The sequence below is a fragment of the Acinetobacter sp. ANC 4648 genome (assembly GCF_002135345.1).
Taxonomy (GTDB): domain Bacteria; phylum Pseudomonadota; class Gammaproteobacteria; order Pseudomonadales; family Moraxellaceae; genus Acinetobacter.
Genome location: NZ_NEGI01000001.1, coordinates 604,378 through 622,684 on the forward strand (window position 1 = coordinate 604,378; position 18,307 = coordinate 622,684).

Consider the following 18,307-nt stretch of genomic DNA (forward strand, 5'->3'; position numbering starts at 1 on the left):
TGTTATTCATGACACATGGGTTAATTTCTTCAGTAAACAGTCATCCAATGACAATACCATTACTTCTGAGCAGGTAAATATTGCTGGATAATACTAGAGAAATCCAAGTTTGCATGACCTTGTAAACACAATTGTTGATAGAGCTGTTGGACTAAGCCACCCAGTAAAATAGGCTGCTTCACCTGACCAGCGGCTTCAATAGCAAGTCCTAAATCTTTCAACATCAGTTGTGTGGCAAAACCATCTTGATAACCCCAAGACGCTGGTGCATTAGCACAAATATCTGGCCATGGATTACACACTTCTGAACTCCAACAACGACCACTCGAACTATTAATCACTCCCGCCAAGGCATGTGGATCAATACCAAGCTTCACACCCAGTGCCATCCCTTCAGCCACAGCAGTCATGGAAATACCGAGAATCAGGTTATTACAAATTTTAGCCACTTGGCCTGTACCTACAGCACCGCAATGCACCACATTTTTTCCCATCAAGCTCAATACGGGTTTAACTGCCTGATAGGTTTGCTCAGATGCACCCACCATAAAGGTTAAAGTACCTGCTTGTGCACCAATGGTGCCGCCAGAGACAGGTGCATCGCACACGATAATCTGTTTTATTTCAGCTGCAGTAGCAATATCTTTAATGGTTTGAGGATCAATCGTACTGCAATCCAAACATAAGCTGCCTGCTTTGAGCACTGCTAAGACACCATCCTCTCCAAGATAAACATCGCGGACATGCTTAGCTGCTGGCAACATACTAATAACGATATCTGCTTCTTTGGCTGCTGCTTGAGGACTACTACAAACGATGCCCCCACTTTCTTTGAAATGTTGTAATGCAACTGTACTTAAGTCATAACCCCAAACCTTTTGCCCAGCTTTCAGCAGATTTTGTGCCATGGAACCGCCCATGTTTCCTAAACCAATAAAGGCAATTTTCATACTTACCTCCTTAGCGCAAACTGATGGTGGTATTTACAGCACCCGTTTCTTGATTATCTTCAAACCAACGACTGGTGATAGTTTTGGTCTGTGTATAAAATTGTACAGCCTGCTTTCCATACGGGCCTAAATCACCCAATTTAGATCCTCTAGAACCAGTAAAACTAAAGAAAGGAACCGGTACTGGAATTGGAATATTAATACCCACTTGACCAATGTTGATTAACTGTTGGAACGTTCGTGCTGTTGCACCATTTTGAGTAAATAATCCAACCCCATTGCCAAATGGATTGGCATTGACCAACGTAATTGCCTCTTCCAAAGTATCGACACAAATAATGGCGAGTACTGGACCAAAAATTTCTTCTTGATAAATGCGCATGTCCGTCGTAACGTGATTAAAAATTGTAGCACCGACAAAGTTACCTTGTTCATAGCCTTTAACTTGAATATCACGACCATCTAGTAGTAGCGAAGCACCTTGCTCAACACCGCTATTAATTAAATCAATTACACGTGCTTTAGCGCGTGGAGAAATCACAGGTCCAATATCAGTATTCGGTTCATGCCCAGCATTCACACTCAAAGTTTTAGCCTTTTTGATCAATTCGCTAATCCATTGCTGGCTATCACCCACCATCACAGCAACAGAAAGTGCCATACAGCGTTGCCCTGCTGCACCAAATGCAGCACCAACTAGGGCATTTAAAGTTTGCTCTTTATTGGCATCAGGCATCACCACCACATGATTTTTTGCACCCATCATCGATTGAACACGTTTGCCATATTGGCCTGCTAAATTATAAACATGCGTTCCGACTGCAGTAGAGCCCACAAACGAAATGGCCTTGATATCCGAATGGGTACACAGCATATCTACGACTTCTTTACCTCCGTGAACCACATTTAACACACCTGCTGGAACACCCGCTTCAATAGCTAGTTCAACGAGCATCATGGTTGAAAGTGGATCTTGTTCCGAGGGTTTTAAAACAAAGGTATTGCCACAAACTATTGCCATCGGGAACATCCACAATGGAATCATGGCTGGAAAGTTAAACGGTGTAATACCAGCACATACACCTAATGGTTGCTGTAAGGTATAGGTATCTACACCACGTGCTACGCCTTCAAGATACTCGCCCATTTGCAAGGTTCCAATGGAACAGGCATGTTCAACCACTTCCAAACCACGTTGTATATCCCCTTCAGCATCGGCCAAAGTTTTACCTTGTTCAGCAGTCAATACTTGCGCAATGCTTTTGGCATTGATGCGAATTAAATCTTGCAGTTTAAGCATAATCCGCATACGTGCTTGAATCGGAGTCTGTTTCCAGCTTGCAAATGCATTCTGTGCTGCAGCAATTGCAGCATTCACTTCCTCACGAGTTGCAAATGGAACCGTCCCAATGACTTCCTGAGTCGCTGGGTTAACAATATCCTGCCATTCCTGAGTCCCTGACTCAATAAATTCACCATTGATGAGCAATTTAGCAGTTGTTAATTGTATTTTCTGAATCGAGTTCATAACCTCTCCATGGGGGATACTTTTTATTGTGATGACTTGGCGAAAATACGGACTGAAAACGTATGATCATTATTCTAATGTGGTATCAGCCTATCAAAGAAAACTTTGACCACCAATGCAAATTGATGCACGATGACTGTGCAAAATTGCACAGGAAGTGAAGAATAAGATGAAAGCAGATTGGGATCATTTACATTTTTTTTTAGTCTTGGCTCGTGCCAAAACCTTGACCAATGCTGCGCGCTTAATTGGCGTTGAACATAGTACTGTTGCACGGCGTATTCAGGCGTTAGAACTGGCTTTAGGTACACAATTATTCAAACGTGAAGCTACGGGTTATGAATTAACACTCGAAGGAATGGCTTTAGTACCTCGGGTTGAACAAATGGAGTATGCATTTTTACAAATTGAAAAACCGCATCAACCCTTACAGGGCCGAGTCCGAATTGGCGCACCAGAAGGTTTTGGTACGGTATTTTTGGCACATTTACTGGCTGAATTTTCGAAACAATATCCCTTATTAACAATCGACCTCATTCCTGTACCGAAGATGATTAAGCTATCACATCGCGAAGCCGATATCGTGATTTCAATTGATCGCCCTAAATCTGGTCCCTATATTATTACTCGTCTTTCAGATTACTGTTTAAAAATTTATGGCAGTAATGACTATTTGGCAAAAAATCCTCCTATTCACTGTTTAGATGATTTAACCCAACATCGCTTTGTGAATTATATTGATGATTTAGTCTATAGCCCCGAGTTATATTGCTTAGAACGTTTACCTTTACAATTAGCTGCAAATTTTCGTAGTAGCAGTATTTTAGCGCAGCAAATTGCTGTCAGTGCTGGTGCGGGACTGGCGATTTTGCCTATGTTTATTGCTGAGAAGAAACCTGAACTAGAACAAGTATTAACACAGCAGGTACGTTTTATTCATACTTTTTGGATGCTAACCTTGGTCGATTTACAACACGAACCTAGAATTAAATTAGTCTGGGATTTCTTACGTAAACAAGCCGATATCCAACAAAGTGTCTTGATGGATTAATCCATTAAAGATCATAAAATTAACTGCTGCATAGGCAATACTAAACTCCGCCCCCTTAAAACTCCCAATAAAAAAGCCAATCTGAAGATTGGCTTTAAAGACAAAATTTTAAAAAGAGTGACTAACGCTCACGCAATGCTTCTTGAGCCTTATTAAAAGGTTTGAGTAAGTATTCAATGATGGTTTTCTGCCCCGTCCGAATATCCACTGTGGCCACCATACCTGGAGTAATTGAAAACGTTTTTCCAGCCTTATTCATCAATTTATCTTTATCGGTACGAATATAAACACGGTAGTAGAATTGATCTTGTTTCACTTCATCACGAATGGTATCTGGAGAAATAACGGTTACCTTTCCATCTAAACCACCGAATATTGAATAATCATACGCCGTGATTTTAACCAGCGCAGCTTGGCCTGGATGAATAAAGGCAATATCACGTGGTGAAATATGAGCTTCTATTAACAATTGCTCATCAATAGGCACAATCGTCATCAGCTTCCCATTTTGCGGAACAACACCACCAATAGTCGTCACTGCAATTTCTTTCACAACACCACGGACAGGTGCCTTAAAGGTTGATCTTTTAACAACGTCAGTACGACCTGCTACCACTTGTTGTAAGGACTGAATATCTGCATTGGCTTTAGCTAACTCTTCACGAGATTTTACATAATAGTCATTTCGTTTATCGTTAATTTGATTCTCGAAATTATTAATTTCACGTTTAAGCCTTAAAACTTCCACTTCTGAAGCTGCACCTTTAGCAACTAAGGGCTGAGTCATTTGTAATTCATTCTGAACCAAGACTAAAGCATTTTTCAAACCAGCAATGGATTCATCCAAATTTGAACGCCGTGAGGTATATAATGCTGTTTCTTCACGTACCAAATTAGGCATACTTAAAACCGCTTTCGGGAAACTCAATGTGGTCCCATTCACTTCGGCCTCTAAACGCGCAGCCGTCGCTTGTGTCGCAAGAAGTTTGGTTTGACTTTCACCCACTTGTGATTCAAATCGGGTCGGATCTATCTGAGCGAGAATTTGTCCTTTTTGAACAATATCACCTTCTTTAACCTCTAAGCTGGTGAGCACACCACCATCCAAAGACTGAATCGTTTGCTCTTTTGAAGACGGAATGACTTTACCTGTCCCCGTCGAAACCTCTTCAAGCTTAAACAGACATGCCCAAACAATAAAGGCCAACAACCCAATCGCGACAATCCAAATCACAAACGTTGATTTGGGTAAGGGCGGTTCTGTGAAACGCATAGCAGATGGGTTGGTTGGACGCTGTAGGATATCGGAGGCTACTTCATTTTTAAGCTGTGGCTTGGGTACTTCTGGTAATTGATGTTCTTGGCTCATGCTGAAACTCCTCCTACATTAGGCTGATTTCCAGGATTTAAAATGGCATCACGCGGGCCATCTTTCACAATTTTTCCATCATGAATCACAATAATTCGATCAACCAGTTGCAAAACTGCGGGACGATGCGTAGCCACCACCAAAGTGCGATGGCCTAACCACTCTTTTAAATGCTGAATCAGTAACTTTTCAGAGACATCATCAATGGATGCTGTTGGCTCATCCAATAATACAATGTTCGGATTACGTAATAAAAGCCGTGTCAGCAATAACGCTTGTCTTTGACCACCAGAGAAACCAACACCGCCTTCAAGCACCAAATAATCCAAACCTTCTTTCTTTTTTTCAATAATTTCTATGGCATTGGTAATTGTTAAAGCCCGAATAATGTCTTGATCTGTGGCTAAAGGCGCGCCTAAGGTTAAATTTTCACGGATTGTACCGAAGAATAAATGTGCATTTTGATTCAGCAAAGACATATCACGCCGAATATCATCAGGATCAATTAAAGACTGATCAATTCCATCTAAACTAATACTTCCTTGAACGGGCATTTGCATGCCAGAAAGTAACTGTAATAAAGTTGATTTACCTGCGCCATTGCGCCCTAGAATAGCAACCTTCTCACCGGCACGAATTTTCAATTGTGGAATGACTAAAGTTGGACGCGGATCATCCTCACCATACTTAAACATCACCCCTTTAAAATCATAGTCACCTACGATGACTTTACGATGAATCAATTGCGCACGATCAGGACGATCTACTGGCTTTTTCATCAGCTCATCTAAGCCTTCTTTAGCCACTTTAGCCTGTTGCCAACGGCCTAATACACCTGTGATTTGTGAAATTGGTCCAAGCATCCGCGAAGATAGAATCGAACACGCGACTAAAGCACCTGTGGTCATGTCACCTTTCATGACAGCAAAGCAGCCCACCAACACCACAATGGCATAGGTTAATCCCTGAATTTTCTGTGTCCACGCATTAAGCCAACCAGTAATCTTTCTTTGACGCATACTAATATCAGCAGAGACCTCATTCATATGGTTCCACTGATTTTGAAAACGCGCTTCAGCTCTTAGTAATTTAATATCCTCAATTCCTTGCACGGCTTCGACAAGAATAGCATTCCGAATTGAAGATTCACGCATCCCTTCTTTGGCCAACTGTGCAAGTTTTTTCTGCGCTAAAAAACTTGGGATCAACATTAATGGAACAACTAGGACCATCACCCAAAAAATGTTTCCGCCAATCAACCAAAAAATTACAAGGAATAAAAAGAAAAAAGGTAAATCTGCAACAGCACTAATCGTGGTTGAAGTGACTAGCTCACGCACCCCTTCCAATTCACGAATTTGTGAAATAAAAGAACCAGTAGATTTTGATCGATCTTTATTTCGAATACGCAGCGCATGCCCGAAGACACGATCTGAAATTTTTAAATCTGCACGTTTACCAATAATATCTGACAAATAAACCCGTGCAACTCTTAAACTAAATTCAAAAATAGCAGCAATCAGTACACCACCCGCCAGTACCCATAGGGTTGGTACAGATTGTGATGGAACAACACGATCATAGACTTGCATCGAAAAAATAATCGTGGCGAGTGCCAGAATATTGGCAATCATCGACGCAACCATAATGTCGGTATAACGCTTCCAGTCTTTTAAGACAATGTCCCAAAACCAGCTCTTTTCATAGGGCTTTATATATTCATCTACACGTGCATCAGGAACAGAAGTTTCTGGTCTAAAGATATAAATCTGTTTGGCATTCGACTGTAGCTCTTGCAAACTAAATGTCTGAGAAAGGCCTTGATCCCCACTGAGCTGTAAACTGGCATTGCCTTGGTTATCTACTTTTTCAATAACTGCAATTTGACCATCATTAAACTCAATCACCACGGGTAAGCGCCATGGATTTAAGGCATCTGTTGTAAAATCACCTTTACGAAAATTAAGTCCAACTTGGCGCGTAATAATCACCAAAAGGTCATCAATATTTTGATATTGATTCCAATCCAGTTGCAACCGAATCTGTTCTTCTGAAGGTTGAAGACGATAATGTTGTGCAACCGTGAATATGGCCTGCAGCCATGGTTGATAATTTAATGTTTTATTCATGGCTGAATTTCAAACCCTTGAATTTTTGTATTATTTAAATGATAAACGTCTCTACTCTTACCTGTAACATGAATATACACCGCTACAGTGTCATAAATATCATAGCGAGCAGACTCTCTTTCTGCTCTTGAACTATGATACGACTGCTCTGAGCTAAGTAAATCTAAAATAGAGCGTTTTCCGAGTTTGTATTGTTCTTCGTACAATTCACGCGTTTTGGCGGTGGATTGTTCGCGATTCTGTAAAACTGAGATCTGCTTATTGGTATTTTCAATATTTTCACGTGCCGTGCGGGTGGAGTCTAAGATATTTAAATAAATAGCATTTAGTTTTGAACGTGCTGCTTGTTCAGCAAATCCCGCTGATTTCACCTGAGAAGCAACTGCACCGCCTTGATAAAAATTACTACTCATTGAAATGGCAATCGAGCTATCTGAATCATTTTCGATCCCTGTATTGGGGTTCCTTCCATTGAGTGCTTTATTCAGAGAACCAACCAAAGAAATAGTTGGATAACGGCTCAGTTCAGTTTGTTTTTTTTGACTTTTTGCGACTGCAATTTCAGCTTGAGCCGCAATCATTGCAGGAATTGTATTCATCGTTGGAACATCATAAAGTCCAGATTTACTGACCAACTCATCCGGAATAATAAAATGAGCACGCTCAACATCAAAGCCCAATAATGTTTTTAACTTTTGTTGTTCTTGTCGTAAAAAATTTTGCTGTGCAATTAAATATGACTTTGAATATTCCACATAACTTTGCGCTTGCACTGGATCGGCATTACTACTAATACCCGCATTGGCTCTGAGACGTGCAATTTCATATAATCGACTGACCCCCACCACCTGATCTTGCGCAATTTTAACCGTAGCTTGATATCTGAGTATCCTTAAAATAGCACGTGCTGTTTGCGTTGCAATATCATCAATACTGCCCAGTACATTGGCTTGCTCTACCGTTAGTTTATTTTTTTGTGTACTGACACTCGATTCGACCTTGCCAAAATCATAGAGTCGTTGATTCGCTTGAATAGTATAAACTTGGCGCCCTTTATCACTGCCCGTAAAGTCGCCAGTATTCATTCCTGCTTGTAATTGAGGGTAATATCCAGCTTTGGCAACATCGATATTGGCATTTTGTGAAGCTAAAGTAGCAATTGTTTCTGCAATAGCAGGATTCCTTTGCACCGCAACCTGTACCGCTTCATCAATACTCAATTGTCTATTTTTGACCGCATTATTTACAGTCTTTGAAAGACCTTCTGTATATAAATTATTGAGGGATGCTTTCTGACCAACAATCGATGATTCAATCACTGGAAGTTCATTCAATCGTACGTCAGGTTCAAATTGAAAATTAGTAAGTTCTTGCATCTGCACCGTTTTATAGCTTTGGTCATCTTGCGGCTTAATCAGGTTCTGAACACTATTCTTAATATTTTTCAAATAATTTAGATCTTGTGCATATACAGATGTATGCATACATACTGTTAAACCAAGAAGGGTACTTAAATTTTTAAAAGAAATAGAGGGACTTTTAGCTTTAAACATTCGGAACTTGTACCTAAAAATAGCTTTTAATTTATTCTCAGCATTCGATTTATTTTCAATGATTCCCAATCTAGAACATTGCACTTTTTTAAATTACAGGAAGTCATATTTTGGCTTATATATGCTAGGAATATCACCCTATAAAATTTTATTTTACACTAGAACTATCTGTATCTGAACATAAATTTCAATAATTAAGCAAAGCATCAAAGTATGCTCTTGAATAGAAAAATGTAAACTACAACACAAACGCAGATATCTTAAAATTTGCTTAAAAAACATCCACACACTACACAGCATGTGGAAAAATAACGTTGACTAATGCATTCCATGACACGAAATTTCTATATCTGAACATTCACTGAAGCATATTTATCTGACTGTATTAAGATACAAAGTCATGCTTGAATTCAATCATCCTAAAAGTTGGGTTTAGTGCTGCTTTATCCTTCTGTATACTGCGTGCTTAACGATAAGAAATGAGTATTATGACAAACCTCACTTGCTTTAAAGCCTATGATATCCGTGGCAAACTCGGTACAGAGTTAAACGAAGAAATTGCCTATAAAATTGGGCGTGCCTACGGCCAAATTTATAGCCCTCAAAAAGTCGTGATTGGCTGCGATGTACGTTTAAGCAGTGAAGATTTAAAACAGGCAACCATTCGTGGACTAAATGATGCGGGTGTCAATGTACTTGATTTAGGCATGACAGGAACAGAAGAGGTCTATTTCGGTGCATTTCATCTAGATGTCCAAGGTGGAATTGAAGTAACTGCGAGCCATAATCCAATGGATTATAATGGCATGAAATTAGTTCGTGAAAATGCACGTCCTATTGGAGCAGATACTGGGTTAAAAGAGATTCAAGCTTTGGCTGAGTCAGGTCATTTCCAAGAATTTTCGCAAAAAGGTACAACTGAACAATACAACATTCTGCCTGAATTTATTGATCACCTAATGACTTACATCGATCCTGCGAAACTTCGTCCGCTCAAACTTGTCATGAATGCAGGTAATGGTGCTGCAGGTCATGTCATTGATGCACTTGAGCAAAAATTTAAGCAACTCCATCTTCCAATCGAATTTATTAAAATTCATCATGAACCGAATGGACACTTTCCGAATGGTATTCCGAATCCAATTCTGGTTGAAAATCGTGATAGCACGCGAGATGCAGTATTAGCACATCAAGCGGATATTGGAATTGCATGGGATGGCGACTTTGATCGTTGCTTCTTATTCGATGAAAAAGGCCAATTTATTGAAGGCTATTATATTGTCGGATTGTTGGCCCAAGCTTTTTTAATTAAGCAGAAAGGCGAAAAAATCGTGCATGACCCACGCTTGGTGTGGAATACCTTGGATATTCTGAATGAATATGATGGTATTGCCGTGCAATCTAAATCGGGACATTCTTTCATTAAAGACACGATGCGTGAACATAACGCCGTGTACGGTGGTGAAATGAGTGCACACCATTATTTCCGTGATTTTGCTTATTGCGACAGCGGGATGATTCCATGGTTATTGGCAATTGTGGTACTTTCAGAAACTAAGCAATCCCTGTCTAGTCTAGTTGAAGACATGATTAGAAAATTCCCGTGTAGTGGTGAAATTAACTTTAAAGTCAAAGATACAGCAGACACGATTCAAAAGATTTTTGATCATTTTTCCAATCAAAATCCCAATATTGATTATACAGATGGTGTTAGTTTAGATTTTGGTGCTTGGCGTTTCAATGTCCGCGCTTCAAATACTGAACCTTTATTACGCCTCAATATTGAAAGTCGTGCAGATCAAAATCCTAAGCCGATGCAAGAATATGTTGATGAGTTGACTCAGTTAATTCAAGATTAGATTCAAGCTGATCTAAAAACAGGAGTCTGAGTGATTCCTGTTTTTAGATCTATATAATAATTTAATTTTTATAACCAATAGGATTCTGTTTTTGCCAATTCCAGCTATCGGCCAACATATCTTCAAGCTGATATTGTGGCTTCCATCCTAGCTCTGCAACTGCGCGGGTATTGTCTGCAAACGAGGTGGCAACATCACCTTCTCGACGCGGTGCAAATTCAAATGCCACTACAACACCATTTACTTTTTCAAACGCATCTTTAACTTCAAGAACAGAAGCACCATTACCTGTACCAATATTCCAAGCACGGCAACCCTGTTGCTCTAAACGATTATTCAGTGCGCATAAATGTGCATTCGCCAAATCGACGACATGGATATAATCACGGATACCAGTACCATCCACTGTCTCGTAATCATTACCATAAATCGAAAGTTTATCGCGACGACCAACAGCAACTTGCGTGATATAAGGCATTAAATTATTGGGAATTCCTTGAGGATCTTCCCCAATACGACCACTTTTATGTGCACCCACTGGATTGAAATAACGTAGTAGTGCAATCGACCAGCGTTCATCTGCCTGAGAGGTTTTTTCTAATAATTGCTCAACTATAAGTTTGGTATAACCATAATTATTGCTTGGCATACCGGTAGGCATGCTTTCATTCAGTGGTGAGATATTGGCTTCATCATACACTGTCGCAGACGAGCTAAACACCAAGTTATGTACTTCTGCACGTTGCATCGCCTGTACTAAGCTAATTGAACCAGCAATATTATGGTCAAAATAAGTAAGTGGAATCTTCTGACTTTCCCCTACTGCTTTTAGCCCCGCAAAATGAATCACGGCTTCAATGGAATATAAATTAAATAATTGATCTAAAGTTTTTCCATCACGAATATCCCCTTCAACAAAAGTTAAACTTTTATTCGTAAGCTCTTGAACTCGATTTAAAGATTCAACAGAACTATTCGATAAATTATCCAATACCACCACATTATGCCCAGCATTCAGTAATTCAATACAAGTGTGAGAACCAATATAACCCGCGCCACCTGTAACTAAAATAGTTGCCATATTTAACTCTCTTGCTGACTTAGCAGAATGCGAATTAAGCCCTGTGTTGAGGCATCTAATTGCGATAAATCCTGTTCTGTTCTATTTAAAATCGGTAATAGTTGATTTGCGATATCTTTGCCTTTTTCAACGCCCCATTGATCAAATGGATTAATATTCCAAATCACCGATTGGACAAAAACCTTATGTTCATACAAAGCAATCAGCATCCCCAAGCTATAAGGACTTAATTCTTCTAATAAAATGGTCGTACTCGGCTGATTACCTACATATTGTTTATACGCGGGTAACGTTGATAATTCATCTGGATCAAGTGCCTGATTACCAAAAGCCAATAACCGTGACTGTGCTAAACAATTGGATAAAGCCAAATGATGTTGCTCAACCAAAGCCTCTGCATTTTCAGCATAGGTAAACTGATTGGCATTATAGCGTTGTACGGGCGCAATAAAATCGCAACTGACTGAATGAGTACCTTGATGCAAAAGTTGATAAAAAGCATGTTGAGCATTCGGCCCTACTTCGCCCCAAATAATTGGACAAGTATCTAAGCTAACTTTTTCTTCATTTTTTTGGATGGATTTACCATTCGATTCCATCTCAAGTTGCTGCAAATACGCCGCAAAATATTTTAAACGGCCATCATAGGGCAATACCGCATGCGTCTGAATATTAAGAAAGTTATTATTCCAAATTCCCAACATTCCCATCAATACAGGAAGATTATTGGCAAAAGTCTCTTGCTGAAAATGCTCATCAATCGCATATGCACCAGCTAGTAACTGCTTAAAACCCTCAACACCAATATTGAGAGCAATGGGCAAACCAATACAAGACCATAAAGAATAACGCCCACCCACCCAATCCCAGAGTAACAACTGATTATCCGGTGCAATTCCCCATTCCGTCATTTTTTCTGGTTTAGTTGATATTCCAATAAAATGACTTTTTAAGACACATGCTTTATCTCCCAATGATTTTTCTAACCATTGACGAACAGTTTGCGCATTTGATAGTGTATCAATCGTGCCAAAAGATTTTGACGAGATGATAAATAGTGTCGTTTCAGGTCTAAGCTTATGTAATAAAGCAGAGAGCTGACTACCATCCATGGTAGAAACAAAATGTACATTTAAAGGCTTAGCTGTTTTTACTTTGTAATCTGAAAGTGCATGACTAACCATCACGGGACCTAAATCAGATCCGCCTACACCGATATTCACCACATCTTGAATAACTTCACCGGTACATCCACGATATTGCCCCGCATGTATTTTATTGACTAAATCATACATACGATCCAATTGCGAATGCACTAACTGGCTAAGTGCTGAAAAATCTTCACTATTCTTGGGTAAACGCAATGCCCAATGCATGGCTGCACGTTGCTCGGTATAATTAATTTTAGCTTCGGAAAAAAGTGCTTTAATCCTAGCATTGAGTTTTTTTGTTTGAGCCAACTCAAGCAATGTATTCAAAACGGTTCCGTCAATCCGCTGCTTACTATAATCAAATACAATTTGATTAAATTGATGTGAGAAATGCTCAAACCGTTGTGTATTATCTGCAAATAAATGATTTAAATGTATCTCTTTAAATTCATTAGCAGAATGACTTAAATCTTGTAGTAGCTTGTCAGAGCCTTGTTGATATTCACTCATGCTCGCCCGACTCCCGCATAGATAAAACCCTGTGCTTTCACATATTCGGGATTGTAAACATTACGTCCATCTAAAATAAATGCGTGTTTCATCAAAGCTTTTAACTGTTTAAAATCTGGACTTAAATATTGTTTCCATGCAGTCATAAGACATAGTGCATCTGCAGATTGTACGGTTTGATATTGATCTTCACATAAAACCAAATCATTACGCTGACCGTACCTTTTTCTAATCTCATCTAAAGCTTGAGGATCATGTAAATGCACGATCACACCTTGAGCCCAAAGTGCATCAAGCATGACATGAATCGGGGCATTATTAATACTTGAGGTATTCTCCTTAAACGATGCCCCCCAAATTGCTACAACCTTTCCTTTTAAATCAGCATTATAGTGGTTCCACAACTTTCTAAATAAAATTTCTTTTTGTTGTTCGTTGATTTCCCACACTTGTTCTAACAACTGACTGTTCACACCTGTACCTGAAACAGTGTTGGATAAGGTCAAAATATCATGAGAAAAATTTTCTCCACCAAAACCAACCCCCGCCGATAAATAGGCCGAACCAATGCGACTATCTGCAGCTAAACCTTGCTGTACATTCAAAATATCAATACCCAGCTTTTCAGTGACTAAAGCGAGATCATTCATATAACTAATCCGAGTCGCTAACATCCCCGAGATACTCAGCTTAGTAAATTCTGCATCCAAAATCGGCATAAACAGATATTGATATTTAAATTGAAAAATAGGTCTCAGTAATTCTTGTACTAAATTCGCTGCCAAATCACTGTCAACCCCTACAATAATTTGCTTGGCCAAAGTAAAACTATTGACAGCATTACCTTCCTGAATTACATCTGGTAAATAAGCCCAAGCATCAATGGTTAAAATTTGTTTTAATTTTTCAGTACCATACAAGCCAAATGTAGAACTATTAATCATTAATTTTGGATGAGCAACAGCCAACTGAGTGATCTTGTGAGCAGCTAATATGGCTTGATTCACTTCGGTCGCGGCATAACTAAACAGAAAAACATCTTGATCCGAGTTAACTTGGTCCAGATGCTTTAATGTTAAAAAGCCTGTTTGAATTTGCTTTTTGATCAGCTGATTCACTACATCATCTTGATAGTGTATTAACAACTCAGAGCTTGTATTTGGACACCAAGTAACTTGGTGTCCATTTTCAGAGAACAATCCAGCCAAAACACCAGCTTGCAGCGTTGTCCCTAAAACAGTGATTTTCATTACGAATCCAGTCTAAATTTTATAATTTCAATTCTTGTATTAACTGTTTAAATTCATCACCCAATTTAGGATGCTCAATACCATAATGCAATACGGCTTTTAAATAACCAATTTTGCTACCACAATCAAAGGTCTGTCCCTGCATACGATATGCTTCAACAGGTTCAAGTTTTTGCAAAGCAGCAATCGCATCAGTTAATTGAATTTCATTGCCTGCACCTTTAGGTGTATTTTCTAAAAGTTGCATAATTTTTGCAGGTAAAATATAGCGCCCAACCACAGATAAATTTGAAGGTGCCATTCCGACGCTAGGCTTTTCAACAATACCTTGCATCACAACACTTTCACCTTCAGCAGGTGTAGTTTTTACATCAACAATGCCGTATTGATCAACCAACTGCTCAGGTACTGCTTCTACCATAATCTGAGCCGACTGTGATTGCTCAAAACGAGCAATCATTCTCTCGAGATCATTTTCAGTATTCATACTTTTTACCAATACATCCGGTAATAGCACAGCAAAAGCATCATGACCAATGAGAGATTTCGCACAAAGTACTGCATGTCCTAAACCCAATGGCTGAGGTTGGCGTATACTAATCACACTAATATTTTTAGGTAAAATCTCAGTAATTTCTTTAAGTAAATCAAATTTATTTTTGTTTTCTAACGTCGTTTCTAATTCAAAGTTTCGATCAAAATAATTTTCGATAGATGCTTTCGAAGCATGTGTCACCAAAATAATTTGCTCAATTCCTGCCGCCACAGCTTCTTTAACCACATATTCAATCGCCGGGCGATCAACCACTGTCACCATTTCTTTTGGAATAGACTTGCTTGCAGGTAAAAAACGAGTGCCTAACCCAGCGACAGGAAGAATTGCTTTTTTAATCATGAGAGATTCTACAACTTACTTAATAAAAAAAATTTCAATGATTTGATGATGACTTGATTTCCGAAGATTCATTCCCCGAAAAACGGCTTGCACCCACGGTCTGATCAGGTGCATTTATACCTTCCTTATTAAATAATACTTCGACTGTTTTGAACATAATTTTAAAGTCCGATACTGTTGAAAAAGTATCTACATATTGAACATCTAAATCGAATTTTTCTTCCCATGATAAATTATTACGCCCACTCACCTGAGCCAATCCAGTCATACCTGGTTTCACTTCATGCCGACGCATTTGATGAGAAGTATAATATTCCATAAATTCAGGCAATTGAGGCCTTGGACCTACAATACTCATATCACCTTTTAAAACATTCAAAAGTTGTGGCATTTCATCCAGAGTTGTTGAACGCAGTTTATGTCCAAAAGGGGTAATGCGCTGTTCATCTGGTAAAAGATTACCTTCTTTATCAAGTGCGTCCTTCATTGATCTGAATTTAATCATATGAAATAACTCTCCATTTTTCCCAGGTCTCTTTTGTAGGAAAAAAATAGGAGAGCCTAAATTCTGACGAACCTTATAAGCAACAAAAAGGAATATTGGTGATAAAAGCAAAAGTGCCATAAACGCAATAATAATATCAACCAATCTTTTCATCTGATTCATTTAAACCCATAATTTCAAATAATTTTTTGTTTGCCTTGTTTGCATCAAAATGCTCAGTGGCAATTTTATAACTTTCTAGCCCCATGATATTAATCATTTCTGGGTGTTCTATAAAATAACACATTTTATCAGCTAGCACCTGAACATTCCATTTCGGTACTAAAAAACCATTTATCCCATCACGAACTGTCTCACGGCAACCTGGCACATCGGTTGTAATCACAGGACGTCCTATAGCCATTGCTTCTTGTGTACTTCGTGGAATACCTTCTCGATAATATGAGGGTAATACAAAAACGGCACTATTCTGTATACGTTTAGCCACATCTGTTACAAAACCTGGATATTCGATAATTCCAGAATTTATCACTTGATCAAGTTGCTGTTGAGTTAGACCATAAGGGTTTTCTGTATCTAATCCACCAATAATTTTAAAAATCACTTGAGGATATTTAACTTTTACAATTTTTGCAGCTTCAATATATTCAAAAATACCCTTTTCAGCTAAAAGTCGTGCAATAAAAATAAATGAGATAGCTTGCTTATCATCCCAATTTTTATATTCATATTCTTTTAAATTAAGACCAATTGGGCCTAAAACTTCTACTGCATTTAATTTATGGTTGATTTTATTCGCCATGATTAAATCATTTGGATCATCATTATTCAGGAAAATAATTTTATCGATAAAAGGGAATACGATTCTATAGAGAACTATTTGTACAGCTTTAATGAGTTTAATTTTTAAACTTTGTCCATTTTTATGAATAGTGAAAGGACTTCCCAAGCCTTCAATCATTCCAACTATTTTCGGGACTTTATTCATTTTTGCAGCAAGCGAACCATAAACCACAGGTTTAGTAAAATAAGAAAAAACTATATCGGGTTTTATCTCAAAAATTTTAGTCTTCAACTCAAATACAGTTTTTAAATCAGCTAAAGGATTTAATCCACCACGATTCATTTTATAAATAATCGGCTGAGCACCAAGCTCTTTAATTTTATCTAATTCACTTTCTGTATACTCGCATACAAATGTATAGACTTTATAATTTTCAGAAATTAATTTTTTAATTAATTCTGAGCGAAAACCCAACAAACTTGCTGATGTATTACCAATTAATACAATTTTTTTACATCTATTTTTCATATTAATTATCCTGTCTTAAATTTCAACTTATTCAAAAAAATAATTATAAATGCCAAAAACATTAGATTAAAGAATGCACCAAACCAGCCATGATACAAATAAATAATCATAAAAACTGATATCACATTAAAAAACTGTCTATTTGCATACTTATATATAAAATAAAATAAAGGAATTATTAATAACGACCAATAAATAAATAAATAAATACTCTTTTCACGCAATAATATTAACCAGCCACTTAATCCTGTATTCGCATTCCAAGCTTCACTACTATAGGCTCCGAAATCACGAACAGCCATCATATTTGAATAGGTTAATAACTCTTTACTACCCAATAATTTATAAAAGAAATTCTGAGGAATACCTTCAAGCCAGTATGGTAAAATTTTATTTAATTCATATAGCTTTCTATATTCATCTGCATTTTCAAGAAGTAATGCAGTATGACCTAAATGCTGAAATCTGCCTAAAAGATAATCTATCGCAAATTCTAATTTATCACTATATCCTTTTATATCAAACTCAAAATCACCGCCAGTCCTGATAATAGTTTTTAAATCAATTAAAAATGGAGAACTTAATAAAATAAAAATAAAAATAAAAATATAAAATAAAATAGTTTTAATACTTACTTTTAAATACCCAACTCGACATAAATATACGAAAAATGCAATTAGCACTCCCCCCATCCATCCTCGCGCCAATGTTGAGATAAGATAGACAATAGTATTTATATTAAAAATCTTACTAGACTTAAGAGAGGGAGCCATTAAAATATATAAAATATCAGCAGATAAAAAATTAGAAATCATTACCAAAAACTGATTTACCTTATTATCAGAACCAACAACTCCCAACCCAAAAACTAAAGCAAAAAATAAAAAAACTAATTGCCAAAACAATAAAAAGATACCAGATATTCTTCCAAATATTCTGTTCTGACTAAAATTCTTATTATTAAAAATAAAATATACAAAGACTAAAAACAACAAAGAAAAAATTTGTAAAAAAAACGAATACAATAATATAGGTGTTGTAATATAAAAACTAGAAAACTCCATATTTACAATATTATTATTATACAACCCTAAAATTAAAAACAAAAAATTTGCAAAAACATATAAAAAAATAACAGTATAAAAGGGCTTAATTTTCAACATT

At 37.6% G+C, this 18,307-nt stretch carries 14 protein-coding genes; 2 read left to right on the forward strand and 12 right to left on the reverse strand.

Features of this window, described 5'->3' with window-relative positions; all coding sequences use genetic code 11:
* Positions 1-59: 59 nt before the first annotated feature.
* Both mmsB and B9T27_RS02865 read right to left on the reverse strand, forming a co-directional pair.
* Positions 60-950 carry a 3-hydroxyisobutyrate dehydrogenase gene (gene mmsB, locus B9T27_RS02860; RefSeq protein ID WP_086205326.1) on the reverse strand — a complete coding sequence of 297 codons (891 nt, stop codon included), beginning with the start codon at positions 948-950 and terminating at the stop codon, positions 60-62.
* A 10-nt stretch (positions 951-960) separates the two neighbouring features.
* Positions 961-2,478: a CoA-acylating methylmalonate-semialdehyde dehydrogenase gene (locus B9T27_RS02865; RefSeq protein WP_086205327.1), complete on the reverse strand. Its 1,518-nt coding sequence runs from the start codon at positions 2,476-2,478 to the stop codon at positions 961-963.
* A 169-nt stretch (positions 2,479-2,647) separates the two neighbouring features.
* Between B9T27_RS02865 and B9T27_RS02870 the strand changes: the two genes are divergently transcribed.
* A complete protein-coding gene (locus tag B9T27_RS02870; RefSeq protein ID WP_086205328.1) occupies positions 2,648-3,529 on the forward strand; it encodes a LysR family transcriptional regulator in 882 nt (293 codons plus the stop codon).
* A gap of 121 nt (positions 3,530-3,650) precedes the next feature.
* Here B9T27_RS02870 and B9T27_RS02875 read toward each other — a convergent pair whose 3' ends face one another.
* The 3 genes from B9T27_RS02875 to B9T27_RS02885 form a co-directional block, all read right to left on the reverse strand.
* Positions 3,651-4,802, reverse strand: coding sequence for an HlyD family type I secretion periplasmic adaptor subunit (locus tag B9T27_RS02875; RefSeq protein ID WP_086205418.1), 1,152 nt, complete (start codon positions 4,800-4,802; stop codon positions 3,651-3,653).
* 92 nt (positions 4,803-4,894) lie between these two features.
* Complete coding sequence (locus B9T27_RS02880; RefSeq protein ID WP_086205329.1) at positions 4,895-7,027, reverse strand: type I secretion system permease/ATPase; 2,133 nt, start codon at positions 7,025-7,027, stop codon at positions 4,895-4,897.
* A complete protein-coding gene (locus B9T27_RS02885; RefSeq protein WP_086205330.1) occupies positions 7,024-8,580 on the reverse strand; it encodes a TolC family protein in 1,557 nt (518 codons plus the stop codon). Before B9T27_RS02885 ends, B9T27_RS02880 begins: the two co-directional genes overlap by 4 nt.
* 488 nt (positions 8,581-9,068) lie before the next feature.
* Here B9T27_RS02885 and B9T27_RS02890 point away from each other — a divergent pair, with 488 nt between their 5' ends.
* Positions 9,069-10,439: a phosphomannomutase gene (locus tag B9T27_RS02890; RefSeq protein WP_086205331.1), complete on the forward strand. Its 1,371-nt coding sequence runs from the start codon at positions 9,069-9,071 to the stop codon at positions 10,437-10,439.
* A 61-nt stretch (positions 10,440-10,500) separates the two neighbouring features.
* On the opposite strand, the gene galE is transcribed toward B9T27_RS02890, so the two are convergent.
* Genes galE through wzy form a run of 7 tightly spaced genes read right to left on the reverse strand, consistent with a single transcriptional unit; the run spans position 10,501 to position 18,306 of the window.
* The gene (galE, locus tag B9T27_RS02895; RefSeq protein ID WP_086205332.1) at positions 10,501-11,520 is read right to left on the reverse strand and encodes a UDP-glucose 4-epimerase GalE; all 1,020 of its coding nucleotides are present in this window, start codon (positions 11,518-11,520) and stop codon (positions 10,501-10,503) included.
* A 2-nt stretch (positions 11,521-11,522) separates the two neighbouring features.
* Complete coding sequence (gene pgi, locus B9T27_RS02900) at positions 11,523-13,181, reverse strand: glucose-6-phosphate isomerase (protein WP_086205333.1); 1,659 nt, start codon at positions 13,179-13,181, stop codon at positions 11,523-11,525.
* Positions 13,178-14,431 (reverse strand): nucleotide sugar dehydrogenase, encoded by a 1,254-nt coding sequence (locus tag B9T27_RS02905; protein ID WP_086205334.1) that lies wholly within the window; start codon positions 14,429-14,431, stop codon positions 13,178-13,180. The genes pgi and B9T27_RS02905 overlap by 4 nt, the downstream gene beginning before the upstream one ends.
* Before the next feature lie 19 nt (positions 14,432-14,450).
* On the reverse strand, positions 14,451-15,326 hold the full coding sequence (gene galU, locus B9T27_RS02910; RefSeq protein WP_086205335.1) for a UTP--glucose-1-phosphate uridylyltransferase GalU: 876 nt from the start codon (positions 15,324-15,326) through the stop codon (positions 14,451-14,453).
* Between the two features lie 34 nt (positions 15,327-15,360).
* Positions 15,361-15,984 (reverse strand): sugar transferase, encoded by a 624-nt coding sequence (locus tag B9T27_RS02915; RefSeq protein WP_086205419.1) that lies wholly within the window; start codon positions 15,982-15,984, stop codon positions 15,361-15,363.
* The gene (locus B9T27_RS02920; RefSeq protein ID WP_086205336.1) at positions 15,968-17,143 is read right to left on the reverse strand and encodes a glycosyltransferase family 4 protein; all 1,176 of its coding nucleotides are present in this window, start codon (positions 17,141-17,143) and stop codon (positions 15,968-15,970) included. Before B9T27_RS02920 ends, B9T27_RS02915 begins: the two co-directional genes overlap by 17 nt.
* Before the next feature lie 5 nt (positions 17,144-17,148).
* Positions 17,149-18,306, reverse strand: a complete 1,158-nt coding sequence (wzy, locus tag B9T27_RS02925) for an oligosaccharide repeat unit polymerase (RefSeq protein WP_086205337.1) — start codon at positions 18,304-18,306, stop codon at positions 17,149-17,151.
* Position 18,307: the final 1 nt, after the last annotated feature.